The sequence below is a fragment of the Vibrio sp. S17_S38 genome, from assembly GCF_014694375.1.
GTDB lineage: Bacteria > Pseudomonadota > Gammaproteobacteria > Enterobacterales > Vibrionaceae > Vibrio.
In genome coordinates, this window is sequence record NZ_JAAUWW010000020.1 from 36,754 (window position 1) to 62,860 (window position 26,107).

Genomic DNA, 26,107 nt, shown 5'->3' on the forward strand with positions numbered 1-26,107 from the left:
GTAAAACGACGAGAATAGTAAGCTAATGGGAATAGGTTTGTGATGAATGGGTCTATTCCCAAATTAGGAATATGGATTGCGATTGGTATTGGCTTGTTTGTACTCGCCAGTATCGGCGCGTTAATTCAATATGCGCCAACTCTAGATTTTAGCTGGATATGGGGCGATGACTATTATCGGCACATTACCTATTTCAGCTTTTACCAAGCCTTTCTCTCTACGGTATTGAGTGTAGGACTTGCAATACCTGTGGCGCACTCCTTATCTCGACGTCAATTTAAAGGTAAAGATTTATTACTGAAATTGTTTGCCTCGACATTAGTGCTGCCAGTATTAGTCGGTATATTTGGGATCTTAGCCATTTTAGGCAACAGTGGTTTACTGGCTGATTTATTTTCATTATTTGATCGTAAATTGCCTTTTTCTATTTATGGTTTAAATGGCATCTTAGTTGCTCATGTCTTTTTTAATCTTCCGTATGCCAGTCGGTTGTTGCTGCAATCATTAGAGTCGATTCCGTTTGAGCAACATAAATTGTGTGCGCATTTAGGGATGAACCCGTGGCAAAAGTTTCATCTTGTAGAATGGCCACGTATCAAGCAGCAATTGCCACATGTGGCGGGATTAGTTTTTATGCTGTGCTTCACCAGTTTCTCAACTGTGATGGCGTTGGGGGGCGGGCTGAAATCTACCACCATTGAGCTGGCTATTTATCAAGCGATAAAATTTGATTTTGACTTGCAAGCTGGCGCGATTTTAGCATTGTGGCAAATGGTATTGTGCGGATTATTAAGCCTCACGATTTTAAAATTTAGCCGTACACTGCCAGCGAGTCAGGTTCATTCTGGACTGATATTAAGCACTAAATCGAATTGGACATTAAAGCTATGGGATGGTGTTTGGATTGGATTCTCGATGCTGGTGGTATTACCGCCGTTAATCATGGTGGTGTGGCAAGGGATCAATCCTAAAGCTCTGATCATCTTGCAAAACAGCCAGTTTTGGCAGGCGTTATGGTCTTCCGTTCAAGTGGCTATTTTAGCCAGTAGCCTCGCATTATGCTTGGGTATTGGAATCTTGATGACCAGTCGAGCATGGCACTTAAAAGGTCATGTGAATCGAGCGCATGGCATTGAATTACTCGGCACGATTATTTTAGTGACGCCTGGTATTGTGATGAGCACGGGATTGTTTTTATTGCTTCGTGATCAGGTGGATGTGTTCAGTTTGGCTTTTTGGGTGGTGATTCTAGTCAATAGTTTGATGGCGCTGCCTTATGTGATTAAAACTCTGGCTCAACCTATGCTTCAAACTGCGCAGCAATATCAATATCTTTGCGCCAGCTTAGGGATGAAGGGTTGGTCGCGCTTTCGCTTGATGGAATGGCGAGCGTTGAACAAACCGATTTCTCATGCTTTTGCGATCAGTTTTATGTTTGCAATGGGGGATCTCAGCGCAATTGCCTTATTTGGTAGTCAATCTTTTACTACCTTGCCGCTGTATTTATTCCAATTATTAGGCAGTTATCAAATGCAGTCAGCAGCGGTTGTCGCGTTATGTTTATTGCTATTTAGCGTGTTGTGTTTTGCGTTGATAGAAACGGTCTTTAAACAGGCGAATAAGCCTCAAAACAATAAGTCTCAAAATAATACCGGCAGTAATCAAGAGGGGAGTCACTGATGAGTTGCGTCTTATCATTACAACAAGTGGTTTATCACTATGAACAAGAACGTTTTGAATTTGATTGCCAGCTAGAACAAGGACAAATCCTCGCTTTAATGGGGCCAAGCGGTTCAGGTAAGTCAACTTTACTGAGTTTGATTGCTGGGTTTATTGAACCCATAAGCGGTGATATTCAAGTACAAAGAAAAAGTGTTTTAGGGTTAGCTCCTCATCAGCGCGGCATTGCAATGCTGTTCCAAGAGCATAATTTATTCACCCATTTAAGCGTGCGCGATAATATTGGTTTAGGTTTGCATTCTGGGTTGAAGTTAACATCAAGCGACAAACAACAGGTTGAGCAAGCCGCTCAACAAGTGGGATTGGAAGATCTGCTAGATAGACTGCCAGAACAGTTATCTGGCGGGCAAAAGCAGCGGGTTGCATTGGCGCGTTGTTTTGTTCAGTCGCATTCAATTTGGCTATTAGATGAGCCTTTTTCAGCGCTAGACCCGGTATTACGCGAAGATATGCTGCAACTCGTTAAGCGGTTGGCGTATGAGAGGGAAGTGAGCGTGGTTATGGTTACCCATCATATTTCAGATGCTAAAAATATGGCGACACATTTTGCTTTTATGCAGCAGGGAAAAATCTGTGAAAGTGGAAGTATGGAGATGTTGTTTACTCAGAAAATAACACCTCAGCTGGCAGCTTTTATTCAGTAACCGTTTCTATGTGAATAATAATGAAAAAATGGAGGCTTCGAATGGCCTCCATTTTTCATCGGTCTTTAATCCATTTAACGTTAGTTATTTTCGTCTATCGGATTAGTTATTCGATTGTGTGGTTTTATCTAAAGTTTGGCTACGCTTAAAGTCCACGAAGTAACACAGTGAAGAATAGAACATAATGACATAACCGAGGACTTCAGTACCTTCTTCGGCCACATTTTTAACTGTTCTAATGGCCAGTTCCCCCATAAGCTCATCCCATAAACTACCCATCCCAAAGAGACGAGAGAAAATAAGTAAAATACAAAGCCCAACAGTCATCGCAATACTGTTTCGATCGAGAATATGTAGATATAAACCATCAAGTGTTTTTTGTTTATCGCTCCACGCATAGCGGATGGCGGTTGCTGCAACTATTAAGGCTGGAACAACCCAAAAACCATGAAATATGAGATCAAAAAAACCATCAAGTTCACGGATCAATAAACAAGCAAAAAAACCAGTCACTAGAACATAAGCATGACGAGTAGTTGGTTCTTTTTTTGCAATATAACCAAACAGACAAACTGAAATAAAGAGCATCGCTTCTTGCAAAAATTCAGTAAGTGAAATTTCACCTAGTCCATTATGTAGCTGGAACATATCGATACGCACACAAATTACAGGTAAAGACACTAACAAAGATAACACTAAAAATCGTAGTGCTGCACGTCGGATAATTTGTAGTTTCTGGGCGTTGTTCATATAAAAACCTAGATAAAATCTGTAAAAATGTGATGGAGATATCATTTTTTACGGGAGGGAGAGAAAGAAGCGAAACATTCTAGCTACGTTTTATCGTTTAAACCAATGTTACCTTTAGATTCATTTATTATAAGCTATGGGTTAAATTCATAACCAATTGAGCTTATCTCAAATGAAATAAACTCAAATGCTTACCTATTTTTTGTAAGGGTAGGTTTTTAAAGCTGTTTCGAATTTTTAAATGCAATTAACGTTGCAGTTTAAATTGGCTGCAACGTTAAAGATTACAAATTCTCTTCAGCAAATTCAGCCAAGCGACTTCGTACTACGCCGTTTAAATGGACGTTGACACTGCCTTCAAAGCTTTTAAATCGTTCAACAATATAGGTTAAACCGGAGGTGACTGGAGTTAAGTAGGTTGAATCTATTTGCGCCAAGTTACCAGAGCAAACAATCTTGGTTCCTTCACCACAGCGAGTGATGATGGTTTTAATTTGTGAGGCGGTGAGATTTTGACATTCATCAAGCAGCACAAAGGCATTTTGGATGGAACGACCACGCATAAAGTTAATCGATTTGAATTGAATATTGGCTTTATCACAGATGTATTTTAGTGATCCCTCCGTATTGTGATCATTTTTATGCAGCGCTTCGAGCGTGTCAGTGATGGCAGCAAGCCAAGGCAACATTTTTTCTTCTTCCGTTCCCGGTAAGAAACCAATTGCTTCGCCGATATCTGGTGTGTTTCGGGTCACGATGATCTTATCGAACATTTTCTTTTCTATAGTCATTTCCAGTGCGGCTGCCATTGCAAGTATGGTTTTTCCGCTTCCTGCTGCTCCAGTTAAAATAACTAAATCGATATCCGGATCGAGTAAGGCATTCAGTGCCATGCCTTGATAAATATTTTTAGATCGAACATCCCAAGCTTGTCTGTGTAATAAATGTTCTCGACCTAAATCACGAATTTTGGCCGTGGTTGGAGAGAGTTCTTCAACGCGGCCAGCAAAATCGCTATCCTCATCTATCAGATATTGGTTGATGTAGGTTGGCTCAAGCCCTTCACGATCGACAGTATGAAAGGTTTTACTGCCGATATTTTTACTTTCAACTTGTTTAAAGTTATCCCAAAAGTTGCCTTTATATTCAGTAAAACCTTTGGTAAGAAATTGCACATCATCAATGAGTTGATCAGTGCGGTAATCTTCAACATGCTCAACACCGGCGCCTTTAGCACGCAAGCGCATGTTTATATCTTTGGTGATTAACACGACTTCTCTCGGAGCGCTGCTATTTTGCAGTGAGAGCACACCATTTAGAATTCGATTATCACCCGCTTTATCGGCAAAGGCTTTGTCACTATCTTGGATGTCAAAATCGGCCAGAATGGATATAGTTCCGCTGACATGGTTGCTATCGGTTATCTGCTTTCCAAATGGAATGCCTTTCGATATTTCTTCCGGCGTGGCATCGTGAAAAATTGCCTCCAATGCGCGAATAGCGACTCTGGCATCTCGCGCCACGTCTCGCTTACTATCTTTTATTCGATCGAGTTCTTCTAATACTGTCATCGGAATGACGACATCGTGTTCTTGGAATGAATAAATAGCGTGGGGTTCGTGTAGTAGGATGTTGGTATCAAGGACAAAGAGTTTGCGCGATGATTTATCGTGCTGAGTATCGCAATTTTGCGTCTTTTTGGTTGTGCCCATAGCATCTCCTTTTTCCACCGAGCGGAAGGCAAGCAATGTACTTTCTTAGTATATGAAAGTTTTTCGCTTTCAACCTTACAATAGCGCTTAAATATTGACACTTTTATGTCAGTCCACAAAATTAATGCGATTCAAGGTGATAAAAAAGGCGCTGTGCAGTACTATGTGCGGCTTTTTATCGATGAGCGTTATGCTCGTTTTTATTTTTCTTGGATCTTTGCTTTTACGAGAAAAACTGCCTATTTCACACTAAAATAATGGTACGTGTTTAGGCGTGTTAATAAGAATTTTTTGATTTGGTTTAGAGGTAGTCGATTACATGATATTTGCGTTAGGTCAGCGTTGGATTAGTGATACAGAAAGTGATTTAGGTTTGGGTACTATTGTCGCATTAGATGCGCGTACCGTGACTGTGATGTATGCCGCTTCTGAAGAAAATAGGCTCTACGCTCGTAGCGATGCGCCGATCACTCGTGTGATTTTTAATGTTGGCGATGTGATCGAAAGCCAAGAAGGCTGGAGCTTAAAAGTTGAGACTTTAAAGGTTGATGCTGATGTGTTGACTTATATTGGTACTCGCCAAGATACGCAAGAAACCGACGTTGTATTACGTGAAATATTTCTCAATAACCAAATTCGTTTTAATAAACCGCAAGACAAATTATTTGCCGGTCAGATTGATCGTATGGACAATTTTGTGCTGCGCTATCACGCACTCTCGAATCAATATCAACAACATAAAAGCCCAATGCGTGGTCTTTGTGGTATGCGTGCTGGCCTTATTCCGCATCAACTTTATATTGCCCATGAAGTGGGGCGACGTCATGCGCCTCGTGTTTTACTCGCCGATGAAGTGGGGTTAGGTAAAACCATTGAAGCGGGGATGATCATTCACCAACAAGTGCTGACTGGTCGATCTGAACGCATTCTTATTGTGGTGCCTGAAACATTGCAGCATCAGTGGTTGGTGGAAATGTTGCGTCGTTTTAACCTGCATTTTTCAGTGTTTGATGAAGAGCGTTGCATTGAATCTGAATCAGAAGGTAATCCATTTGATACTCAACAGTATGTATTGTGCTCATTAGATTTCTTGTGCAAACATTCGAAGCGTTATGAGCAAGCTCTAGCGGCTAAATGGGATCTGTTGGTGGTTGATGAAGCGCACCATTTAGAGTGGAGCCGTGAAGCGCCAAGTCGTAAGTATGAAATGGTTGAAGCGTTAGCCGCAAATATTGCCGGGGTGTTATTGCTTACCGCAACCCCAGAGCAGCTTGGGCATGAAAGCCACTTTGCACGTTTGCGTTTGCTTGATCCAGATCGCTTCTTTGATTATCCAACGTTTGTAAAAGAAGAGCAGCAATACGCGCCAGTGGCAGAAGCGGTCACCAGTTTAGAATCTGGGAAATCACTCACCAATGATGAAAAAAATAGCATTACTGAATTATTGTCAGAGCAAGATGCGGAGCCACTCTTTCGTATTTTAGATGGTTGTAGTTCACAAGCAGAATTTGATATTGAGCAAAAAGTGTTAGCGCGCCAAGAGTTAATTGATAACTTAATGGATCGCCATGGAACTGGGCGTATTTTGTTCCGTAATACCCGCGCAGCGATTCAAGGTTTTCCAACTCGTAATGTGCATCTACTCGAAATGCCAATGCCAGAGCAATATACGCGAGCGATGCGTGTGGCAAAAATGATGGATGGCGATTTACCTGAAACCACTCAAGCTATCAAAAACCTATATCCAGAAGAAATTCTTCAAGACTTAGAAGGCGATAAATCTTCTTGGTGGAACTTCGATCCTCGCGTCAGTTGGTTGTTGGATAAAGTGCTAGCGAAACGTTCAGAAAAGATATTAGTGATCGCTTCACGTGCCACAACCGCATTGCAGCTTGAGCAGGCATTACGTGAACGTGAAGGTATTCGCGCCACGGTATTCCATGAAGGCATGTCGATTTTAGAACGAGATAAAGCGGCGGCTTATTTTGCACAAGAAGAAGGTGGGGCGCAGGTTCTAATCTGTTCAGAGATTGGCTCGGAGGGGCGTAACTTCCAGTTTGCCAATCAACTTGTGATGTTTGATTTGCCGTTTAATCCCGATTTGCTCGAACAGCGTATTGGTCGTTTAGATCGTATTGGGCAAATGCGCGATATTGATGTATTCGTACCGTATCTTACTGATTCTGCACAATCAATTTTGGCGCATTGGTATCATCATGGGCTTAATGCTTTTGCGGAAACGTGTCCGACAGGTCGTTCGGTTTATGACAAATATTCTGATCAGCTAGTGGCAATGTTAGCCGCGATTAATATCGATGATTTAAATGAGTTGGTAGAAGATTCAGCTAAGCTAAATAAAACGCTGAAATCCCAGTTAGAGCAAGGTCGAGATCGCTTACTTGAAATTCACTCCAATGGTGGTGAAAAAGCGCAAAAAATCACTCAAACCATTGCCGCGGGTGATAATGATACCAACTTGGTCACGTTCTCTTTAAGCCTATTTGATACAATTGGCTTAAATCAAGATGACAAAGGTGAGAATGCGTTAGTGGTGACACCATCTGAACATATGATGGTGCCAAGCTATCCGGGTCTACCTTATGAAGGGGCAACGATTACCTTTGATCGTGATACGGCATTGTCGCGTGAAGATATGCACTTCATCAGCTGGGAACACCCAATGATCCAAGGCGGTATTGATTTGCTGCTGAGTGAAGGCGTTGGTACTAATGCGGTGTCTTTACTTAAAAATAAAGCATTGCCTGTTGGTACTTTATTTTTAGAGCTCGTGTATGTTGTGGATGCTCAAGCGCCAAAACGCAGTGGAATCAATCAATTCTTACCTAAAACGCCAATCCGTTTATTAATGGATGCGAAAGGCAACGAATTATCAGAGCAAGTGCCGTTTGATACCTTTAATCGTCAGCTCAGCCCAATTAATCGTCATATGGCGAGTAAAGTGGCGAGTTCAGTGCAAGATCAAATTCATGCCTTGATTGAACAAGCTGAGCAAGCGGTATTGCCTCGTTTAGATGAGGTTCGTCATAGCGCTAATATAGAAATGCAGCAAAAACTCAATGGCGAATTAGAACGTTTGCTGGCATTAAAAGCGGTGAATCCAAATATACGAGATGAAGAAATTGACATTCTTGAGCAACAAATGCAGCAGTTGTCGGGCTATATTGAAAGTGCTCAACTGCAACTGGATTCATTGCGTTTGATTGTGGTTGCCCATCAATAGGCAATTTTAATAGATAGAGACCTTAGTTCTGCCGCCTTGATCTTCATTACTATTGGATTTTAGGCGTCAGCGCTCATACCTAGAGACGTTTGGTTATGGCTTTACTCGAATACTTTCCTCCTACCGATCCTTGGACTGAAATTGTCTACCAAGATAATCATATTTTAGTGGCCAATAAGCCGGCTGGTTTACTGTCTATTCCTGGGCGTTTACCAGAGCACCACGACAGCCTGTGGAGTCGCTTGCGTGAAGATTATCCTGATATTCAAGTGGTACATCGTTTGGATATGGCGACTTCTGGTTTAATGCTATTTGCGTTGACCAAATCAGCAGAGCGACATATTAAGAAGCAGTTTCAATATCGTTTAACGCATAAAATGTATTACGCCCGTGTGTGGGGATGTGTTGAGCAAGATGAAGGTGAGATTGATTTGCCTTTAATTTGTGATTGGCCAAATAGACCACGACAAAAAGTGTGTGCTCAAGATGGCAAACCATCGCTTACTCGTTATCAAGTTGTTGCGAGAGAAGACAAAACCACCATTGTACGCTTACTGCCTATTACTGGTCGGTCTCATCAGCTTAGGGTGCATATGATGTCGATTGGCCACCCTATTGTTGGTGATGAATTTTATGCGACTCCTGAGGCATTTGCTTTTTCTGAACGTTTACAACTGCATTCAGCTGAGTTAGGTTTTTACCATCCGCGAAATTTGAGGTTGTCGACGATTTTTGTTAAGTGTGATTTTTATCCTGATGTTGAAGCTCAGCTTTTAGAACACTATAACCCGCCCTCTAAATTGCCCGATTATAAAACCTTGCCTTGCCCTTAATTGGCAAGGTCAAATATTAGAAAAGGATTTCTTATGACGATAATGCCACGCAGCTTGCCAAGTAAACCTACCGTGGTTTTTCTTGATGCCGCCACCATTCCAAACCAGATTAGCATTCCTAATTTAACCTTTGAACATCAGTACCAGCAATTTGATTTGACCTCGCCCGATCAAGTGATTGAACGCATTCAAGCGGCCGATATTGTGATCACCAATAAAGTAACACTGACGGCTGATATTTTAGCTCATGCGCCTAATCTACGTTTAATTGCTGTGGCAGCAACCGGAACCAATAATATTGACTTGGCTTATTGTTGTGATAAGCAAATCGCGGTTGCTAATGTACAAGGTTATGGGACTCGTTCTGTGCCTGAGCATGTGATTGCCATGATGTTTGCGCTAAAGCGTAACTTGGTTGGGTACCATCAAGATATTGCGGCGGGTGTGTGGCAACAACAAAAGCAGTTTTGTTTCTTCTCTCACCCGATCGGTGATGTTGCGGATTCTACATTAGGTATTATCGGCAGTGGCAGCTTGGGTAAAGCGGTGGCAAAACTGGCCAAAGCCATTGGTATGCGAGTGATATTTTCTGAGCGTAAAGGTGAAATTACATGCCGCACGGGTTACGTGCCGTTTGAACAACTATTGGCACAAGCAGATGTAATAACGTTGCATTGTCCATTAAGTGACAGCACCTATAATTTGATTGCAGAATCTGAGTTAAAATCCATGAAACCAAGTGCGATCCTTATTAATGCGGGCCGTGGTGGTTTAGTGAATGAAGCCGATTTAATTGCAGCACTAAAAAGTAAATACATTGCTGGCGCAGGTTGCGATGTCTTTACCCAAGAGCCTGCCGATGATACTAATCCATTAATTGCTAATATGGATTTACCTAATTTGATCTTAACCCCACATGTGGCTTGGGGCAGTGATTCTTCGATTCAAACCCTGTGTAATATATTGATGGATAATGTTGTGAAATTTCAACAAGGGATTGAGCAAAACAGAGTGGTGTAGCCTCTCGTTTTTTAAAGCATAAGTCGTTCAATATTTCCCTTGCCTAAAGTGATTGCCTCTTATACAATTCGCCGTCCTGAAATCTCGGTCTTTTATATTTTTCGTTCCTTGTTTCCTCCGGACGGCCGAGCCCATGTGGAAACTAATAATCCGTAAGGAGCAACCTATGCGTCATTACGAAATCGTATTCATGGTGCACCCTGATCAAAGCGAGCAAGTTGCTGGCATGATCGAGCGTTACACTGGTTCTATCACTGAAGCGGGCGGTACTATTCACCGTCTAGAAGATTGGGGTCGTCGTCAAATGGCTTACCCAATCAACAAACTTCACAAAGCTCACTATGTTCTTATGAACGTAGAAGCTGGCCAAGAAGTGATTGACGAGCTAGAAACTGCTTTCCGTTTTAACGATGCAGTTTTACGTAACATGATCATGCGCACTAAAGGCGCTGTGACTGAGCAATCAATTATGCTTAAAGTACGTGAAGAGCGTGCTGAACGTGCTCCACGTCGTGAAGATCGTGAAGATCGTTCTGAAGCTAAGCCAGAAGCAGACGCTGAGTAATATTTGATGACCAATCGATTGGAGTTAAGCGGCCATGTCGTTAAAGCTCCAGTTAGAAGCCTAAGTCCTGCCGGCATCGCCCATTGCTTTTTTAGCCTTGAGCATCGTTCGTCAGTGATGGAAGCCGATTTACCAAGGCAAGTTTATTGTCGTATACAGGTAGTCGTTAGTGGGCAAAGGTCACAAGCATTAACTCAACATTTAGTTCTAGGCAGTAACATTAAGGTAGGCGGTTTTGTCGCTTATCAGACTGGCCGAAATGGTTTAGGAAAATTAGTGCTACATGCTGACAACATTACTCAAATTTAAGATCAGGAGATAGCCCATGGCTCGTTTCTTCCGTCGTCGTAAATTCTGCCGTTTTACTGCAGAAGGCGTACAAGAGATTGATTACAAAGACGTATCAACTCTTAAAAACTACATCACTGAAGCTGGTAAAATCGTACCTAGCCGCATCACTGGTACTAGCGCTAAATATCAGCGTCAGCTAGCTCGTGCTATCAAACGTTCTCGTTATTTAGCACTTCTTCCATATACAGATAAGCATCTGTAATTGGTCGCAGTTAAATAATTTAAGAGGACTAAGATAATGCAAGTTATTCTACTTGATAAAATTGGTAACCTAGGCAACCTTGGCGACCAAGCAAACGTTAAATCTGGCTACGCTCGTAACTTCCTTATCCCACAAGGTAAAGCGGTTATGGCAACTAAAGCTAACGTTGAAGTTTTTGAAACTCGTCGTGCTGAACTAGAAGCTAAAGTTGCTGAGCAACTAGCTGCTTGTCATGCTCGTGCTGAGCAAATCAATGCACTAGAAGCTGTTGTACTTGCTTCTAAAGCAGGTGATGAAGGTAAATTGTTCGGTTCTATCGGTACACGCGATATTGCTGATGCAATTACTGCAGCTGGCGTTAAAGTTGCTAAGAGTGAAGTTCGTCTTCCTGAAGGCGCACTACGTAACATCGGTGAATTCGACATTAGCATTCAACTTCATTCTGAAGTTTTTGCAAATGTTAAATTACAAGTTGTTGCTGAGTAACTCTCAATGCAATACAAAAAAACCGACTTTTTAAGTCGGTTTTTTTTCGTCTATCGATTGGGGTATTTAGTTGGTATTATTTAAAAGAAAATAAGAGATTGACCGTGATCGTACTATCCGTTTTTTCTAAATGATTTGGAACGCGGCTTAAATGCTGACGAGATTGTGCAATTTTCAAGGCGATAGTTTCGGTAATATTATTAATTACGCTGATCTCAGTATCAAAACGAGTATTACTGGAACCTGTTACCACCGTTCCGTCAAAGTTAAATCCAATACGATCAAACGGTTTCCAAAGCGCCGTTAAATTAGCACGGATAATAGGTTCTTGGACATTCTCTGGAAAAATCGGGTCGTCATCATCAATCTCATCGGTATTTGGTTCTTGATAACGGTAACCAGGACCGAGCTCAGCTTCTACTTTTAAAGCATCAGTATTGGTAATTTGGTAACCAAAGCCGGTTGAAACCGTATAATCTTGATAATAAGATTTGTACTTAGAGTTCATCCCTTTAAAGTTGCCGTAAAGGTAGGTTTTCGGGCTTAACTTATAATCACTTTGCAATTGATAGCTTTGATCTCGTTCGTCTTCTTCGCCATCCTCATTTTTCATATAAACTTTTATTTCACCAGTATTACGAAGTCGACCTTTGATATACGAAATTGAAACGCGAGCATTTAATGATTTTTTATCTTCATTGCCTTGCTCTGAGCGATAACCAAATTCCACTTCAGATGTCCAAGGCGACGGTTCTTCTTCCTGAACGCTACCATCGCTACTTTCATTTAATAGTTCAGAAATTGCCGCATCATCTACGTCAGAATTTGTGTCTTCGTTTTTTTCGATCTCTTCTTCAGCTTTTTGTTCCTCAGCCGTTTTAGGATCGTTGGTATCGGCTTTATTTGGTTGTGTTTTATCTTGCTCTGTTGTTTCTGGGACTCCGGCGGGTTCCGGATTTTCAAAGGTAACTTCTTGAGGCTGATCTGGATCACTTGGCGTATCTTGTTTTGTTGTTTCTACAGTATCATCTTCAAGATTAGGCTTTTCTGAGGCAGCAGTATCCGCACTTTGAGGATCACCAGAAAGCGGAATAGTTTGGGGTTGACTATCATCCGTTGATATTGTCGCTGATTCAGCACTGTAGCTATTGGCGCTACAGAGTAAAAATAACAGCGGTAATACACGTTTTTGCACGAATTGGCTTACCTAAATGAGTAAAAGTTCACAATTATAACGGAGTATAATAATAGTGCAGTCATTAGCGAGTTAATTTTCTATTTTATTCAATAGTGTGCTTACAAATCCATACACTCCGTTATAATGGACGGCTATAGTTTTCAATGAAGTGATCCCATGGCAGACAATCAAACTCGAAAAATCGTAGACGCTCAAGTCGACGCACTTAAAGTGCCACCGCACTCTTTAGAGGCAGAACAGTCAGTTTTAGGTGGATTATTACTTGATAATGAACGCTGGGATTCGATTTCAGGCAAGGTTGTGGGTAAGGACTTTTATAGTCGACCACATCGTTCTATTTTCGCTGCGATTAAAGCGATTTTAGATGATAACCAACCTCTGGATCTTATTACTCTCTCAGAACATCTTGAACAGCGTGAAGAATTAGAGTCGGTAGGAGGCTTTGCTTATCTTGCCGATTTAGCCAAAAACACCCCAAGTGCTGCCAATATTAATGCTTATGCCGATATTGTGTGTGAACGTGCCTTAGTCCGAAATTTGATTGGTGTGGCTAATGAAATTGCTGATGCAGGGTATGATCCACAAGGGCGCAGTTCTGCTGATTTACTCGATATGGCAGAAAGTAAAGTTTTTGCCATTGCAGAAGAGCGCACAACGGAAAGTGAAGGCCCTCAAGGGGTTGATAATATTCTAGAAAAAACTCTTGAGCGTATTGAGGAGTTGTATAAATCACCACAAGATGGTGTGACCGGTGTGAACACGGGCTTTGCTGATTTAAATAAGAAAACGGCAGGTTTGCAAGGTTCTGATTTGATCATTGTGGCAGCGCGTCCATCAATGGGTAAAACTACATTTGCCATGAACTTATGCGAAAATGCGGCGATGGATCAAGACAAGCCAGTTTTGATTTTCTCACTAGAGATGCCCGCAGAGCAATTAATGATGCGTATGCTGGCTTCACTCTCTCGCGTTGATCAAACTAAAATTCGTACTGGTCAACTTGATGATGAGGATTGGGCGCGTATTTCATCAACGATGGGTATTCTGATGCAGAAAAAGAATATGTACATCGATGATAGTTCAGGGCTAACGCCTACCGATTTACGTTCTCGCGCTCGTCGAATTGCACGTGAAACGGGTGGTCTTTCCATGATCATGGTCGATTACCTCCAATTAATGCGAGTGCCGGGTATGAAAGATAATCGTACCTTGGAAATATCCGAAATATCACGCTCGTTAAAAGCGCTAGCGAAAGAGTTGAATGTTCCTGTAGTGGCGCTTTCTCAGCTCAACCGTTCCTTGGAGCAACGAGCAGATAAGCGTCCAATTAACTCAGATTTACGTGAATCAGGTGCGATTGAGCAAGATGCGGATTTAATCATGTTCATTTATCGTGATGAAGTTTATAACCCCGATAGCGCCTTGAAAGGGATTGCAGAAATTATTATTGGTAAGCAGCGTAATGGTCCGATTGGTTCGGTGCGCCTGACTTTCCAAGGGCAGTTTTCTCGCTTTGATAATTATGCGGGACCAGCATTTGATGATGAGTAATCCTGCCCAATGAATGAGAAACAACCAACTGAAATAAAATTGATGCAAGCAGCAACTGCGTATATTAATTTAAATACACTGCAATCTAATTTGCGGAAGGTTAAGAGCAAAACACCCTTTAGCCAATCGCTAGCGATAGTTAAAGCCAATGCTTATGGTCATGGTGTTGTTCCTGTTGCATTAAGCCTCACGGATGCTGATGCATTTGGGGTTGCCAGATTAGCAGAAGCGCTTGAATTACGAGCGGCAGGTGTCGAAAAACCGATTTTGTTGTTAGAAGGCTTTTATTCTGCGCATGACGTAAATATCCTTTCATCTCATGATTTACAAACCGCCATTCATTGTGAGGAGCAGTTAGTTGCTTTGGAACAAGCCAGTTTAAGGCAACCTATTACTGTTTGGCTTAAAATTGACACTGGTATGCACCGTTTAGGCGTTCGCCCTGATCATGTTCAGCATTTTATTGAACGCTTAACTGCATGTGAGAATGTTCAAAAACCATTATGCTTTATCAGTCACTTTGGTTGTGCTGATGAGCTTGATAATCCTATTTCAGCCGAGCAAATTGAAGTTTTTAAGTCGTTTACCGATGGCAAAGGCTCTCGTTCTTTAGCTGCATCTTCTGGGATTTTAGCTTGGCCAGATAGCCATTTTGATTGGGTTCGCCCTGGGATCATTATGTATGGTATTTCTCCTTTTTCTGATTCCAACGCGCAACAATTAGGCTTCCAACCTGTCATGACGCTAACCTCCCATTTGATAGCGGTACGCGATATAAAAGCCGGTGAAAGTGTTGGTTATGGCGCAACGTGGACTTCCGCGCGAGATAGCAAAATTGGGGTTATTGCGATGGGGTATGGTGATGGTTACCCTAGAACTGCGCCAAATGGAACTCCTGTATTAGTTAATGGTAGAAAAGTGACCCTAGCTGGGCGAGTATCGATGGATATGATCACGGTTGATCTTGGTCCAGATAGTCAAGACAAAGTGGGTGATGAGGCCATTTTTTGGGGCGAGTCATTACCAGTCGAAGAGGTGGCACAACATATCGGCACTATTGCTTATGAGTTGGTTACTCAGCTGACAGGGCGAGTGATATTAAAATATTGTCACGATGATTAACCGCGCATGATATTTAACTGGATTAAATTTCATTGGAAAATAGTGCTATCGTTTTTGATCGCTAGCTTTCCGTTTTCCTTCTCTATTTATGCGGATGACTTAGCTACTGATGCCAAGGATAAAAAGTCATCCTGGTATTCTGATTTCAAAGTGGTTCCTTTTGGTTTTGTTTCAGACAGTATTGGTAATTCAATAGGGGCCGCTGGGTTATTAAAAGGAGCGGGTCAGCCACAAGCTGCTTTACTTGGTGCGGCATTCGTATCAGATAAAGGGAGCTACATGACTTACCTTGGTGGCTATAATTACCAAGTTTCTGATAATTGGTTATTTAACTTTGATGGTTACAGTGCTCAATTTAAAGATTACGATTATTATTTAGGTGTGAACTCGAGTAATGATTCACACTTTAAAGATTCGGTCGTAACAGATGGCCAAGAATCACGCTTACAGGCGTCTTTTCGTTATGTTTTACCTATCGGTTTGGGTGAAAAGTTAGGCGGAGCGGCGGGCTATGCAACGACTCGAGATATTACGTCAGCCAACCCTCTCGAAAGTGGGGTTTCAACATTATGGATAAAGCCTTTTTATAAGAGTCGTCACCTGGATGATTATGATGGTTTTGAGCCAGAATCGACTTGGGGAATTGAGCTGAGAGCGGATTGGGATAACCGAGATAGCATTCGAAATACGACAACAGGCTCGCGCACTCAATTAGCATTGACCTACGCTCCAGATATTGGCAACGACAATCCGTGGTCTACTTGGGAGTTTCAAAATAGTCAGTTTTGGGACTTAGGATCACTTGGAACCCTTTTTAATAAGCAAGTATTGGCCTTTGATTTTTATACCGCAGGCACACCCAGTTGGGATAACGGTACTTCTGGCAATGAGAATCGACCTCCTGAATATGCAGGGGTTCGTTTAGGTGGCTTGTATCGCCAGCGGGCTTTTTCAGGAGGACGATTTACCGGACAAGCTGCAATTAATTACAGCCTTGAATATCGAGTGATGCCGGATTGGCAACCACTGCAAAATTGGCCAATATTTGATTTATATAATGTCCCTTGGTGGCAGTGGGTGGTTTTTACTGATATTGGCCGTGTCGCTGATGAGTATGATTTAGCGACACTTAATCAAGATATGAGAGCCAGTTTTGGTGGCGCAATTCGTTTTCAAGTCGAAGGCATAGTGGTTCGAACTGAGATGGCTTGGAGCAATGAAGAAAGTGTCTTTAGAGTGATGGTAAACCAACCCTTTTAAAAGGATTGATTTATGTTCTATCGTTATTCTTCCAGTTTCATCAATAACACTTTAGCACTCAGTAAAAGGGCGATAACTGATATAGCGCAATACTCATAACAAAAATCGTTGCGATAATTTAGCTATAGAATAAACACTCTCAGGCAATCGCTTTGGGCGGGAGTAAAAAAGTATATTTAATGCTTTAAACTTATTATTAGATCCGAAATATTAGATCAGAAAGTTTTTAATCGGGGGGACATCTTATCGATATTTTGTCGATAGATGTTAATCAATCCAACACACATCGGGATCATCATTATGTTGAAAAATATTAACCCAACTACGACACCAGCATGGAAAGCATTAACCGCACACTTCGAAAGTGCACAAGATATCGAATTGGCTGACTTGTTTGCGCAAGATAATGCACGCTTTACTGAATTCTCGGCTAAATTTGGTTCAGATATTCTGGTTGATTACTCAAAAAACCTGATCGACAAAGAAACATTGACTCACTTATTTTCTTTGGCTGAACAAACAGAATTAAAATCAGCAATAGATGCGATGTTTGGTGGCGAGACTATCAATAAGACAGAAGGCCGCGCAGTGCTGCATACGGCATTACGTAATCGTAGTAACACTCCGGTTGTTGTCGGCGGTCAAGATGTGATGCCAGCGGTCAATGCGGTATTGAAAAAAATGGAAACGTTCACTAATCGTATCGTATCGGGTGAGTGGAAAGGTTACACAGGTAAAGAAATTACCGATGTGGTTAACATTGGTATTGGTGGTTCAGACCTTGGTCCATATATGGTATCTGAAGCATTGACGGTCAACAAAACGCGTTTAAATATGCATTTCGTCTCTAATGTTGATGGTACTCATATTGTAGAAACCTTGAAAGGATTAAGCCCTGAAACAACCTTATTCTTGGTGGCATCAAAAACGTTCACAACTCAAGAAACTATGACGAATGCGCATACGGCTCGTGATTGGTTCTTAGCAGAAGCGGGTGATAATGCGCATGTCGCGAAACACTTTGCGGCACTTTCAACCAATGCTAAATCAGTATCTGAGTTTGGTATTGATATCGACAATATGTTTGAATTTTGGGATTGGGTTGGCGGTCGTTATTCTCTTTGGTCTGCGATTGGTTTATCTATTTCGCTTGCAGTTGGCTTTGATAATTTTGTTGAGCTACTAGAAGGTGCTCATGAAATGGATAAGCACTTTTCAACTACGGAATTTGAAAGCAACATTCCTGTGATCTTGGCGTTAATTGGTATTTGGTACAATAACTTCCACGGTGCTGAGTCTGAAGCTATTCTTCCTTACGATCAATATATGCACCGCTTTGCTGCTTACTTCCAACAAGGGAATATGGAATCAAATGGTAAATGTGTTGATCGCAATGGTGATGATGTCGATTATCAAACTGGTCCTATTATTTGGGGTGAGCCAGGAACCAATGGTCAGCATGCTTTCTACCAATTGATCCACCAAGGAACAAAATTAATTCCTTGTGACTTTATTGCACCAGCGATTAGCCATAATAAAGTGGGTGATCATCATCAGAAATTGATGTCTAACTTCTTTGCTCAAACAGAAGCACTTGCTTTTGGTAAGAGTAAAGCAACCGTAGAAGCTGAATTTGCCGCTGCGGGTAAAACAGCGGAAGAAGTGAAAGACTTAGTCGCGTTTAAAGTGTTTGGCGGTAATCGTCCAACAAACTCAATTTTAGTGAAGCAAATTACACCTCGTACATTAGGCAACTTGATTGCTATGTACGAACATAAGATTTTTGTACAAGGTGTGATTTTAAACATCTTCAGCTTTGATCAATGGGGTGTCGAGCTTGGTAAGCAACTAGCGAATCAAATCTTGCCTGAATTAGCTGACAATAAAGCGGTTGATTCACATGATAGCTCAACTAATGGTTTGATTAATGCTTTTAAAGCGTTCAAGGCTTAGTCGTTCAGGGGCGTTTTTTAAGATAGAATTTATCGATTAAATACGGATCCTAATAAAAAGGTTGGCAAATATGCCAACCTTTTTTGTACCTCAAATTCACGATTTAATAAGCAAAACTAGACGCAGTTTTTACAGGTTCCATGGGTTTCAATGACATGATTGGTGAGGGCGAATCCATGGTCTTCAATATTCTTAGTTAAGAGGGCAACAAGTGCATCATCTTGCAATTCACTGACATCGCCACATTGATCGCAGATCAATAAGTGAGAAAAGTGCTTATGCTCATGGGGATGATCACCAAAAAAGCAGCATGAGACGAAACTATTAGTGGATTCCACTCGGTGAATGAAACCTTGCTCTAACAAAAACTCAAGTGCCCGATAAACCGTCGGAGGTTTAGCTTGAGGTTCATTGACTTTTAGCTTATCTAATAATTCATAAGCGGTAGATGAACCTTTTTGCTGCCAAATTAATTCAAGAACTTGTTGTCGTTGCGAGGTTAACCGAACCCCTTTTTGCTGGCAGCGTTCAAGAACTTGTTGTAATAAGCGTTTATTCAAAATAAGAGCCTTTATGGTTAAATTGAGATGATACTAATCGTCGTTATTATCTGTACATTGAGAGAAAGCGACAGTTTATCGGTTCAGACTTTTATCTAAACGATGGTTTTGGCCTCTTCTTATTTATTTGTTGTCATTAAGCTTAATGCTTTACGCGAGACATCGCCCGCGGCTTGATGCATGTTTTGATGTTCTAGAGCATCTGCAAGATCAGAGTAATCGGAGATGCTTACTCGTTGTTTTAGTGCTTGCTCGAAAGCGTGTTGAGCTTCTGACCATTTGTTTTCTCTTAGATAAAGTTGGCCAAGAGCACTATTTGCTTCTGCATGGTTATTGTTTTTTTGAGTAATACCTTCAAGTAAAACAATCGCTGGATGAGTATCAGCCAGCTGAATTTCAGTGAGTAATGGCAGTAGTTTTTCGGAAGCTGAAGATTTTAAAATATCTCGCAATATAACATAAGCCTCAGAATCACCTTTATGTATCATCAATTGTTTAATCATTAAATAGACGACTTGCTCATCTTGTTTCAATTTTTTCGGCAAGTTGCTCCAATATGCTAATAACCCACTTGTGCCTTTTTGTTGTCCAATTTCCTCCATTTTTCCAAGTTGAGCTTGGTAGTATAAAGATTGGTATTCTTCATCTTGTATCAGTTTGGCTTTTTTTAGTTTAGGTAATAGATCATCTAATGCTATCCACAACTGTAGCCGCTGATAGGTTTTTTTTAGTAGATTAAGGATAATCGTGTTATTCGGGTATTTTCCTTTTAGCTTTTCTAAATGAGTATGTGCGTCCGAATATTGGTTATTTCTCATCATTTGGCGAATTTGCGTGATTTCTACTGCCAGTGACGTTTTATCTTGCTCTAATGCTAAAGCGAGGTATTTTTTTCGTTTGTTTTCATCTCCCATACCTTGGGCTGCCTCTGCGGCAATTAAATAACAAAGCAGCGGCATATCGTGATGGTTAGCCCAGCGGGTGACCTTTTTCTCGGCCGTTTTCCAATCACCTTCCAGCAATTTAATGATGCCTTCATTGGTGTATCGGCGAGCTCGCTTTAGTTTACGGATACTAAACCAGTTCCATGTGGCACTGGTTGCTCGTAAACCTCGTTTGATAATGTACTCAGCCAGAAAAAGAGCGGCAAGTGCTGCAATTACAAAAATAACCAGAGTGGTTACGCTCATTTCCGTTGTGGTATCGGCAACCGAGATAAGTACATAACCTTGTTGGTCTGAAAATTGAGTGCCAACAAATAATCCGAGTCCAAGGACAATAAATAGAAAAATTAATCGAAACATTATTTATCTCCTTTACCCACAGTTGATACTGAGCGGCGTAATCGTTCAGTAATAATATCGGTTAATGGCTTTTGAGATTGAAGCTTGATCGGATAGTTAACGGTAATATCCTTCTCTTTCAATTGACGTAATGCTTGCTCGAATTTCTGTACTTTCAATGAATTTTGATTGAAGTATTTATTCGACCAGTCATGAGCGATTTGTAATGAAGTTTGATAAATATCGTTATTTTCAGAATAAACGCCTTTGATGGCACTTTCTAATTTCGCTTTCATGTTTTCTTTGAAATAAAAATGTTGTTCTGGCGTCAATAGCGGTGTGGCACTTCCTTTACGAGTTCTAAAAGTAATAAAATGCCCAGCAAAATCTTTCAAAGACGTGGTTAAATTACTTTGCCAATCATTGATATCACCAGACACTGCGATCTCTTTTTGTTTTTCTTCTTTAAGTAGTAATGAGTTAGCTAAAGGCAGTTGATCAACCTCGGTTTGTAAGCTGATTAGATTGAGAATAAGTCCATCTCTATCAATAATAGGGAGGGATTTTAATTGGGTAATATCCTTGGCCATTGCTTTACGCAAACCGACCAAACTTGGATCATTGAGCGCTGCAATACGTTGATCGGCAGATTGAATCAGTTGAGTCGCCGATTCAATATCATGTTCTAAAAATAGTTTTCTACCCGCCATTTTTGTTAAATAATCTGCTTCAGCGAGTAACCAGTCATTAGGACTGCGGCCTTTAATATCAGCTAGGGCAAGCTGTAAGCTTTTAATGCTTTTCTCTTGCTGTTCACTAGCGGTTGTTAGTTTATTGGTTATATTTTGATTGTCTTTTTGTAGTTGGGTTTTGTTGTCATCAAGTTGTTGCTTTAGGTTACTTTGTAAATTGATGACTTGAGCACTAAGTTTATCAATGGTTTTTTTGTTTTGAGTATATTGATATTGCTCGTAGGCAACCATGGAACCTGCAACTAATAATGCGAAGATAATAGCGATAGTGACTCTCTTCGAACCTGTTTTTTTTGCTTTTTTATCTGCACTGGTTGATTGAGCTTTGTGGGAAGAGCGAGTTTCGTTGTCTACGGCAGTTTTATTCGAATTATTATCTGTCATGTTGTCGTCCTGTATTAAGTTTCCCACAGAGGTGTGCTAATAAAATGGAGTTAGCAGCGCTGCCTGTGTTAATTATACGCGAAAAGCCAAATTCTTTTGCTTCTTGTTCAATGCGTTGGCTTGGGATGTAAAGTTCGCGCTGTGTCAGCCAATGTTTAAAATCATTTGAGCTTTGCGTTATAAGGTAGTTAAGTTGGTCGCCACTGGTTATCACTAATTGTTTGATATTCAGTTGCTTCCAGTGAGGGAATGTAATGGATTCATCTATCGGGATATAAGCTCTTTGATAGACTTCGCTGTAATCAACATTAGCCCCTCGTTGCTGTAGTGTTTGATAAATTAACTCACGGCCACCATTACCTCGTAGTATTAAAATACGCTGATTTTTCACTAACTTCAAAGCTGGTAAGTCCAGTAAGTGTTCACTGTCACTGATTTTTGGCGATATGACCGTTTTTCCGCAATATTGTTGCAGTAATTGAGCCGTTTTACTGCCAATAGCTAAGTAGATTGGTGTCACTGGAAATGAAGTATTTTGCTGCTTTAAAATATGTTGAGCCCAATAAACGGCATGTTGGCTGACTGCGATGATAAGTTGGCAGTTTTTCAAATGATACTGAAGAGAAGCGGCATCTTTGCCTTGCTTAAAGGTAAGTAGAGGATGGTGCAAACTGTTTATGCCAAATGTGGATAACGTTTGGCATAAATTAGAACCATCCTCTCCTGGGCGAGTTACCAGAACGGTCATGTTTAGTCGTGTTCTGAATACAGTTTTTCAAGGATGTTTTTGGCGCCATCATTGAGTAATTGGTTGGCTAAAGTAATACCAAGTTGCTCTGCATCTTTACGTTGGCCTCGGATTTCACCTCGAATAATAGTTGAACCATCAGGCTCTCCGACTAAACCGCGTAACCAGATATTATCACCATCAAGTAGCGAGTAACTGCCAATGGGAACTTGGCAACCGCCTTCAAGCGTGAGATTCATTGCTCGTTCACACAATACTCGGTCTTGAGTATCTTGGTGATTAAGGGGCTCTAATAGTTTACGTAGGCGATCATCATTTAAGCGGCATTCAATACCAACAGCACCTTGACCAACGGCAGGAAGAGATTCTTCAGGTTCAATAAAGCTGCGTATACGCTCTTCAAGTTTTAGGCGTTTTAAACCTGCAGAGGCCAAAACAATGGCATCGTATTCACCAGCATCTAATTTACTTAATCGTGTGCCTACGTTGCCACGTAAATCCTTGATAATAAGATCTGGGCGACGCTCTTTTAATTGGCATTGACGACGTAAGCTACAGGTGCCGACAACGGCGCCTTGAGGTAGGTCATCGACATTTGAATAAGTGTTTGAAACGAAAGCATCTCTTGGATCTTCGCGCTCGCAAATCGTCACCAGACCTAATCCTTCGGGGAAGTCGACAGGGACATCTTTCATTGAATGAACCGCTAGATCGGCTCGACCTTCAAGCATGGCAACTTCTAGCTCTTTAACGAATAAGCCTTTTCCACCGACTTTGGCGAGAGGTGTGTCTAAAATAATATCGCCCTTGGTTACCATGGTCACTAACTCTACCTCTAGGCCGGGGTGAGCTTTTAATAGAGCATCTCTCACGAAATAGGCTTGCCATAATGCTAGTGGGCTTTTGCGAGTCGCGATACGAATTGGTGTTGTTGACATAAGTAACCTTTTTAATCGATTTTGTTATGACTCATCCTATCACTCCTGAGTTAAAATTCTTACTCTTAGCGATACATTTTTGAGTGGGAACCGAAATGCTATTGAAATATGGGGTGGGCGACTAAAGTAGTAGGTGTCATCAACTTGTATAATGTTTACCCGCTTATAAAAAAATGTTAGATTGATCACGTTTTTCTTGTTACCGATCATCTCAGTCAAGGTTATCTTATTCATATAGTCGTACTAGGAATTTATCTTGCAGGCATACACCAAAACATTAATTCAAAGGCTTGATGCACTTAATTCACAGAGAATTGAGCGTGCTTTGTCATTAATGGATAAAACCAGCCAGCAGATTTTCCACCTGATCCCAACCTTATTGCATTTCAATCATCCTCAATTACCCGGCTTTTGTGACAAAGCTGCGCCTTGTGGCATCGTTCAATTTCAGCTAAGTGATATACAACAGCAGGTAATGCTAGACGTATTTTCTTGTGATTCTACTAGCCTGAATTCGAACTTAGTGCCAAAGAGTATTCTTGCTTTATACACGATGGGAAGTACCTCATCTGTAGGGCAAAGCTCTTCAAGTGATTTGGACATATGGGTTTGTATTTCACCAAATATGTCACTTGCTGATCGGGTTCTTCTCAGTAATAAATGTTTAACTATTACTGAGTGGGCGAAAGATTTTGGAGTTGAAGCTAATTTCTTTTTAATGGATGAAAGCCGTTTTCGCTCTAATCTATCAGAAGAAATGACCGGTGATAACTGTGGGTCTTCACAGCACCTCTTATTGTTGGATGAGTTTTATCGTTCTGCTGTTCGACTGGCTGGGCAACGATTACTTTGGCAAATTGTGCCGCCAGAAATGGAAGGATGCTACGACGATTACGTTAAGCAACTTTGCAATAGCGGAGACCTTGATTGTTCTGAATGGATGGATTTTGGGCAACTTCACCATATTCCCGCTGAAGAGTATTTTGGTTCTAATTTATGGCAACTCTACAAAAGTATTGATTCGCCTTATAAATCAGTATTAAAAGCAATTTTGCTTGAATCTTATTCGTGGGAATACCCAAATCCACAGCTATTAAGTGTGGATACCAAGCGTCGTTTTTTTGCGTGCGAGCAAAAAGAATACTGCATGGATAGCTATTATTTGATGTTGGAAAAAGTAACACTTTATCTTGAGCGCATTGGTGATCAGCGTCGTTTAGAATTAGTTCGTCGTTGTTTTTATTTGAAAACACATGAAAAATTATCTCGACCGGCTGGGGACCATTTTGTTGCTTGGCGCCATTCAGCATTGCAAGATTTAGTGTCTGATTGGGGCTGGTCTGATTCTCTTATCCAAGAATTGGATAATCGCCGCCATTGGAAAGTTGAACAAGTGAAAAAAGTGCATCATGAATTACTTGATGCCTTAATGCTGAGCTATCGTAACCTTATTCAATTTGCTCGTCGAAATGACATTACTTCGGCCATTAGTCCTCAAGATATCAGTATTCTTGCACGCAAGCTGTATGCTGCATTTGAAACGCTTCCGGGTAAGGTGACATTACTTAACTCTCAAATTTCTCCTGATTTACACGAACCTAATTTAACCTTTATCCAAGTGCCAGAAGGAAGAACAAATCCGGCTGGCTGGTATCTATATAAATATGCCCTTGATCCTTATGAGATTCTAGGTCAGGCTCCACTAGAGCATAATCAGTATTTAAGTAAATTAGTCGCATGGTCATTTTTTAATGGCTTAATTACGGAAGGCACTCATCTTGATGCAGTCGTTCGTGATGCCGAGCTTGATATGGATAAGCTGTATCAAATGGTGAGCGATTTGCGTAATACGTTTTCTCTACGTAAGCGCCAACCAACGATGCAAGCATTAGGTAGCCCATGTGAAGTGAGTCAGCTTTCTATTTTTATTAATTTAGAAAGTGATCCAACAGTAAATCTGAAAGCCAGTCAACTGAAAGGCGATCAGAAAAATGTGGATATATTTAGCTTTTCGGATGAGCAACAATGTTTAGTGAGCAGTGTGGATTTGGTTTATCGTAACTCGTGGCATGAAGTGAGAACTCTGCATTTCTCTGGTCAAAATGCGATTATCGATGCGCTGAAAACTATTCTTGGCAAGATGCACCAAGATGCTCGTCCACCGGAATCGGTTGATGTTTTCTGCTATAGCAAAAATATGAGCGGTATGATGCGTAATATGGTGTATCAATTGCTTGCAGAGTGTATTGAACTTAGATTGAAGCCTGTTGAGAATGAAAAGCGCCGTCGATTCAAAGTGCTAAAAGTAGCAGATCAGATGTATGGCTTATTCTTTGAGCGTCGTGGTGTGTCAGTGATGAAGCTAGAAAATTCGATTGATTTCTACAGCAGTATTTCGACCAACAAGCTACAAGGTGCAGTGCTGGTGGTGGGTAAGAATCAAGAACTTCCTCCTCCTGATGTAGTGGATGGTTTTGCTAGCGAAGGTTTAATTCAATTCTTTTTTGAAGACGATGCTGATGGCTTTAACATTTATGTGTTAGATGAAGTAAACCGAGTGGAAGTTTATCGTCAATTTGATGGTAATAAAGACGATATGATCCGAAATGTAAACCGCTTTTACACCACCAATACGAATGAAGGTGAAGAGACGAGTTGTAATTTTAATCTACCTCAATATTATCAAGTGATTCATCCGAGTGATGGTGAGAGCTATGTGCTGCCATATCGTAGTAATGGATCGTCATCATCTTGCAGTGCTGAGGTGAGTGCTTCTTAATGAGTATCGACAGAGTAGATAGAGAAAGGCTTCGG

At 41.1% G+C, this 26,107-nt stretch carries 23 protein-coding genes; 15 read left to right on the plus strand and 8 right to left on the minus strand.

Annotated elements, in window-relative coordinates:
• Nucleotides 1-42 precede the first annotated feature (42 nt).
• Both thiP and thiQ read left to right on the plus strand, forming a co-directional pair.
• On the plus strand, nucleotides 43-1,680 hold the full coding sequence (gene thiP, locus HC725_RS14315) for a thiamine/thiamine pyrophosphate ABC transporter permease ThiP (RefSeq protein WP_190332547.1): 1,638 nt from the start codon (nucleotides 43-45) through the stop codon (nucleotides 1,678-1,680).
• Nucleotides 1,680-2,384, plus strand: coding sequence for a thiamine ABC transporter ATP-binding protein (thiQ, locus tag HC725_RS14320; RefSeq protein ID WP_190332548.1), 705 nt, complete (start codon nucleotides 1,680-1,682; stop codon nucleotides 2,382-2,384). The genes thiP and thiQ overlap by 1 nt, the downstream gene beginning before the upstream one ends.
• Before the next feature lie 102 nt (nucleotides 2,385-2,486).
• Here thiQ and HC725_RS14325 read toward each other — a convergent pair whose 3' ends face one another.
• Nucleotides 2,487-3,134, minus strand: coding sequence for a hypothetical protein (locus tag HC725_RS14325; RefSeq protein WP_190332549.1), 648 nt, complete (start codon nucleotides 3,132-3,134; stop codon nucleotides 2,487-2,489).
• Nucleotides 3,135-3,418: 284 nt separating this feature from the next.
• The gene (locus HC725_RS14330) at nucleotides 3,419-4,846 is read right to left on the minus strand and encodes a PhoH family protein (RefSeq protein WP_190332550.1); all 1,428 of its coding nucleotides are present in this window, start codon (nucleotides 4,844-4,846) and stop codon (nucleotides 3,419-3,421) included.
• Nucleotides 4,847-4,951: 105 nt separating this feature from the next.
• Between HC725_RS14330 and HC725_RS14335 the strand changes: the two genes are divergently transcribed.
• The 8 genes from HC725_RS14335 (at nucleotide 4,952) to rplI (ending at nucleotide 11,544) form a co-directional block, all read left to right on the plus strand.
• Nucleotides 4,952-5,104, plus strand: a complete 153-nt coding sequence (locus HC725_RS14335) for a hypothetical protein (protein ID WP_190332551.1) — start codon at nucleotides 4,952-4,954, stop codon at nucleotides 5,102-5,104.
• 61 nt (nucleotides 5,105-5,165) lie between these two features.
• On the plus strand, nucleotides 5,166-8,087 hold the full coding sequence (gene rapA, locus HC725_RS14340) for an RNA polymerase-associated protein RapA (protein WP_190332552.1): 2,922 nt from the start codon (nucleotides 5,166-5,168) through the stop codon (nucleotides 8,085-8,087).
• Between the two features lie 95 nt (nucleotides 8,088-8,182).
• Nucleotides 8,183-8,920, plus strand: a complete 738-nt coding sequence (gene rluA / locus HC725_RS14345) for a bifunctional tRNA pseudouridine(32) synthase/23S rRNA pseudouridine(746) synthase RluA (RefSeq protein WP_190332553.1) — start codon at nucleotides 8,183-8,185, stop codon at nucleotides 8,918-8,920.
• Nucleotides 8,921-8,953: 33 nt separating this feature from the next.
• Nucleotides 8,954-9,940, plus strand: coding sequence for a D-2-hydroxyacid dehydrogenase (locus HC725_RS14350; RefSeq protein WP_446751373.1), 987 nt, complete (start codon nucleotides 8,954-8,956; stop codon nucleotides 9,938-9,940).
• A gap of 166 nt (nucleotides 9,941-10,106) precedes the next feature.
• Nucleotides 10,107-10,505: a 30S ribosomal protein S6 gene (rpsF, locus tag HC725_RS14355; RefSeq protein WP_190332554.1), complete on the plus strand. Its 399-nt coding sequence runs from the start codon at nucleotides 10,107-10,109 to the stop codon at nucleotides 10,503-10,505.
• 6 nt (nucleotides 10,506-10,511) lie between these two features.
• Complete coding sequence (gene priB, locus HC725_RS14360) at nucleotides 10,512-10,814, plus strand: primosomal replication protein N (protein WP_190332555.1); 303 nt, start codon at nucleotides 10,512-10,514, stop codon at nucleotides 10,812-10,814.
• A gap of 16 nt (nucleotides 10,815-10,830) precedes the next feature.
• Nucleotides 10,831-11,058, plus strand: coding sequence for a 30S ribosomal protein S18 (gene rpsR, locus HC725_RS14365; protein ID WP_027695404.1), 228 nt, complete (start codon nucleotides 10,831-10,833; stop codon nucleotides 11,056-11,058).
• A gap of 36 nt (nucleotides 11,059-11,094) precedes the next feature.
• Entirely contained in the window at nucleotides 11,095-11,544 is a 450-nt protein-coding gene (rplI, locus tag HC725_RS14370; RefSeq protein WP_190332556.1) for a 50S ribosomal protein L9, read from the plus strand.
• Nucleotides 11,545-11,620: 76 nt separating this feature from the next.
• Here the strand turns inward: rplI and HC725_RS14375 are convergent, their stop codons facing one another.
• On the minus strand, nucleotides 11,621-12,739 hold the full coding sequence (locus tag HC725_RS14375) for a DUF481 domain-containing protein (protein WP_342365953.1): 1,119 nt from the start codon (nucleotides 12,737-12,739) through the stop codon (nucleotides 11,621-11,623).
• Between the two features lie 159 nt (nucleotides 12,740-12,898).
• Between HC725_RS14375 and HC725_RS14380 the strand changes: the two genes are divergently transcribed.
• From HC725_RS14380 to pgi, 4 genes are all read left to right on the plus strand, one after another.
• Nucleotides 12,899-14,293: a replicative DNA helicase gene (locus tag HC725_RS14380; protein WP_190332557.1), complete on the plus strand. Its 1,395-nt coding sequence runs from the start codon at nucleotides 12,899-12,901 to the stop codon at nucleotides 14,291-14,293.
• A gap of 42 nt (nucleotides 14,294-14,335) precedes the next feature.
• Nucleotides 14,336-15,415 (plus strand): alanine racemase, encoded by a 1,080-nt coding sequence (alr, locus tag HC725_RS14385; protein ID WP_190332577.1) that lies wholly within the window; start codon nucleotides 14,336-14,338, stop codon nucleotides 15,413-15,415.
• A 42-nt stretch (nucleotides 15,416-15,457) separates the two neighbouring features.
• Complete coding sequence (locus HC725_RS14390; protein ID WP_342365954.1) at nucleotides 15,458-16,675, plus strand: hypothetical protein; 1,218 nt, start codon at nucleotides 15,458-15,460, stop codon at nucleotides 16,673-16,675.
• A gap of 300 nt (nucleotides 16,676-16,975) precedes the next feature.
• A complete protein-coding gene (pgi, locus tag HC725_RS14395; protein ID WP_190332559.1) occupies nucleotides 16,976-18,628 on the plus strand; it encodes a glucose-6-phosphate isomerase in 1,653 nt (550 codons plus the stop codon).
• Nucleotides 18,629-18,744: 116 nt separating this feature from the next.
• Here pgi and zur read toward each other — a convergent pair whose 3' ends face one another.
• The 5 genes from zur to hemC form a co-directional block, all read right to left on the minus strand.
• A complete protein-coding gene (gene zur, locus HC725_RS14400) occupies nucleotides 18,745-19,203 on the minus strand; it encodes a zinc uptake transcriptional repressor Zur (protein ID WP_446751374.1) in 459 nt (152 codons plus the stop codon).
• Between the two features lie 104 nt (nucleotides 19,204-19,307).
• Complete coding sequence (locus HC725_RS14405) at nucleotides 19,308-20,492, minus strand: heme biosynthesis HemY N-terminal domain-containing protein (protein ID WP_190332561.1); 1,185 nt, start codon at nucleotides 20,490-20,492, stop codon at nucleotides 19,308-19,310.
• The gene (locus HC725_RS14410; protein ID WP_190332562.1) at nucleotides 20,492-21,607 is read right to left on the minus strand and encodes a uroporphyrinogen-III C-methyltransferase; all 1,116 of its coding nucleotides are present in this window, start codon (nucleotides 21,605-21,607) and stop codon (nucleotides 20,492-20,494) included. The genes HC725_RS14405 and HC725_RS14410 overlap by 1 nt, the downstream gene beginning before the upstream one ends.
• On the minus strand, nucleotides 21,597-22,355 hold the full coding sequence (locus HC725_RS14415) for a uroporphyrinogen-III synthase (RefSeq protein ID WP_190332563.1): 759 nt from the start codon (nucleotides 22,353-22,355) through the stop codon (nucleotides 21,597-21,599). The genes HC725_RS14410 and HC725_RS14415 overlap by 11 nt, the downstream gene beginning before the upstream one ends.
• Nucleotides 22,356-22,357: 2 nt before the next feature.
• Complete coding sequence (gene hemC / locus HC725_RS14420) at nucleotides 22,358-23,293, minus strand: hydroxymethylbilane synthase (protein WP_190332564.1); 936 nt, start codon at nucleotides 23,291-23,293, stop codon at nucleotides 22,358-22,360.
• 256 nt (nucleotides 23,294-23,549) lie between these two features.
• Between hemC and HC725_RS14425 the strand changes: the two genes are divergently transcribed.
• The gene (locus HC725_RS14425; protein WP_190332565.1) at nucleotides 23,550-26,072 is read left to right on the plus strand and encodes a class I adenylate cyclase; all 2,523 of its coding nucleotides are present in this window, start codon (nucleotides 23,550-23,552) and stop codon (nucleotides 26,070-26,072) included.
• Nucleotides 26,073-26,107: the final 35 nt, after the last annotated feature.

Coding starts and splice junctions, on each gene's coding strand:
- pgi (WP_190332559.1), top strand. CDS start 16,976: ATGTTGAAAAATATTAACCCAACTACGACACCAGCATGGAAAGCATTA.
- alr (WP_190332577.1), top strand. CDS start 14,336: ATGCAAGCAGCAACTGCGTATATTAATTTAAATACACTGCAATCTAAT.
- HC725_RS14325 (WP_190332549.1), bottom strand. CDS start 3,134: ATGAACAACGCCCAGAAACTACAAATTATCCGACGTGCAGCACTACGA.
- HC725_RS14335 (WP_190332551.1), top strand. CDS start 4,952: ATGTCAGTCCACAAAATTAATGCGATTCAAGGTGATAAAAAAGGCGCT.
- priB (WP_190332555.1), top strand. CDS start 10,512: ATGACCAATCGATTGGAGTTAAGCGGCCATGTCGTTAAAGCTCCAGTT.
- HC725_RS14405 (WP_190332561.1), bottom strand. CDS start 20,492: ATGTTTCGATTAATTTTTCTATTTATTGTCCTTGGACTCGGATTATTT.
- rplI (WP_190332556.1), top strand. CDS start 11,095: ATGCAAGTTATTCTACTTGATAAAATTGGTAACCTAGGCAACCTTGGC.
- rpsF (WP_190332554.1), top strand. CDS start 10,107: ATGCGTCATTACGAAATCGTATTCATGGTGCACCCTGATCAAAGCGAG.
- HC725_RS14350 (WP_446751373.1), top strand. CDS start 8,954: ATGACGATAATGCCACGCAGCTTGCCAAGTAAACCTACCGTGGTTTTT.
- thiQ (WP_190332548.1), top strand. CDS start 1,680: ATGAGTTGCGTCTTATCATTACAACAAGTGGTTTATCACTATGAACAA.
- thiP (WP_190332547.1), top strand. CDS start 43: ATGAATGGGTCTATTCCCAAATTAGGAATATGGATTGCGATTGGTATT.
- rpsR (WP_027695404.1), top strand. CDS start 10,831: ATGGCTCGTTTCTTCCGTCGTCGTAAATTCTGCCGTTTTACTGCAGAA.
- HC725_RS14380 (WP_190332557.1), top strand. CDS start 12,899: ATGGCAGACAATCAAACTCGAAAAATCGTAGACGCTCAAGTCGACGCA.
- HC725_RS14330 (WP_190332550.1), bottom strand. CDS start 4,846: ATGGGCACAACCAAAAAGACGCAAAATTGCGATACTCAGCACGATAAA.
- rluA (WP_190332553.1), top strand. CDS start 8,183: ATGGCTTTACTCGAATACTTTCCTCCTACCGATCCTTGGACTGAAATT.
- rapA (WP_190332552.1), top strand. CDS start 5,166: ATGATATTTGCGTTAGGTCAGCGTTGGATTAGTGATACAGAAAGTGAT.
- hemC (WP_190332564.1), bottom strand. CDS start 23,293: ATGTCAACAACACCAATTCGTATCGCGACTCGCAAAAGCCCACTAGCA.
- HC725_RS14415 (WP_190332563.1), bottom strand. CDS start 22,355: ATGACCGTTCTGGTAACTCGCCCAGGAGAGGATGGTTCTAATTTATGC.
- HC725_RS14410 (WP_190332562.1), bottom strand. CDS start 21,607: ATGACAGATAATAATTCGAATAAAACTGCCGTAGACAACGAAACTCGC.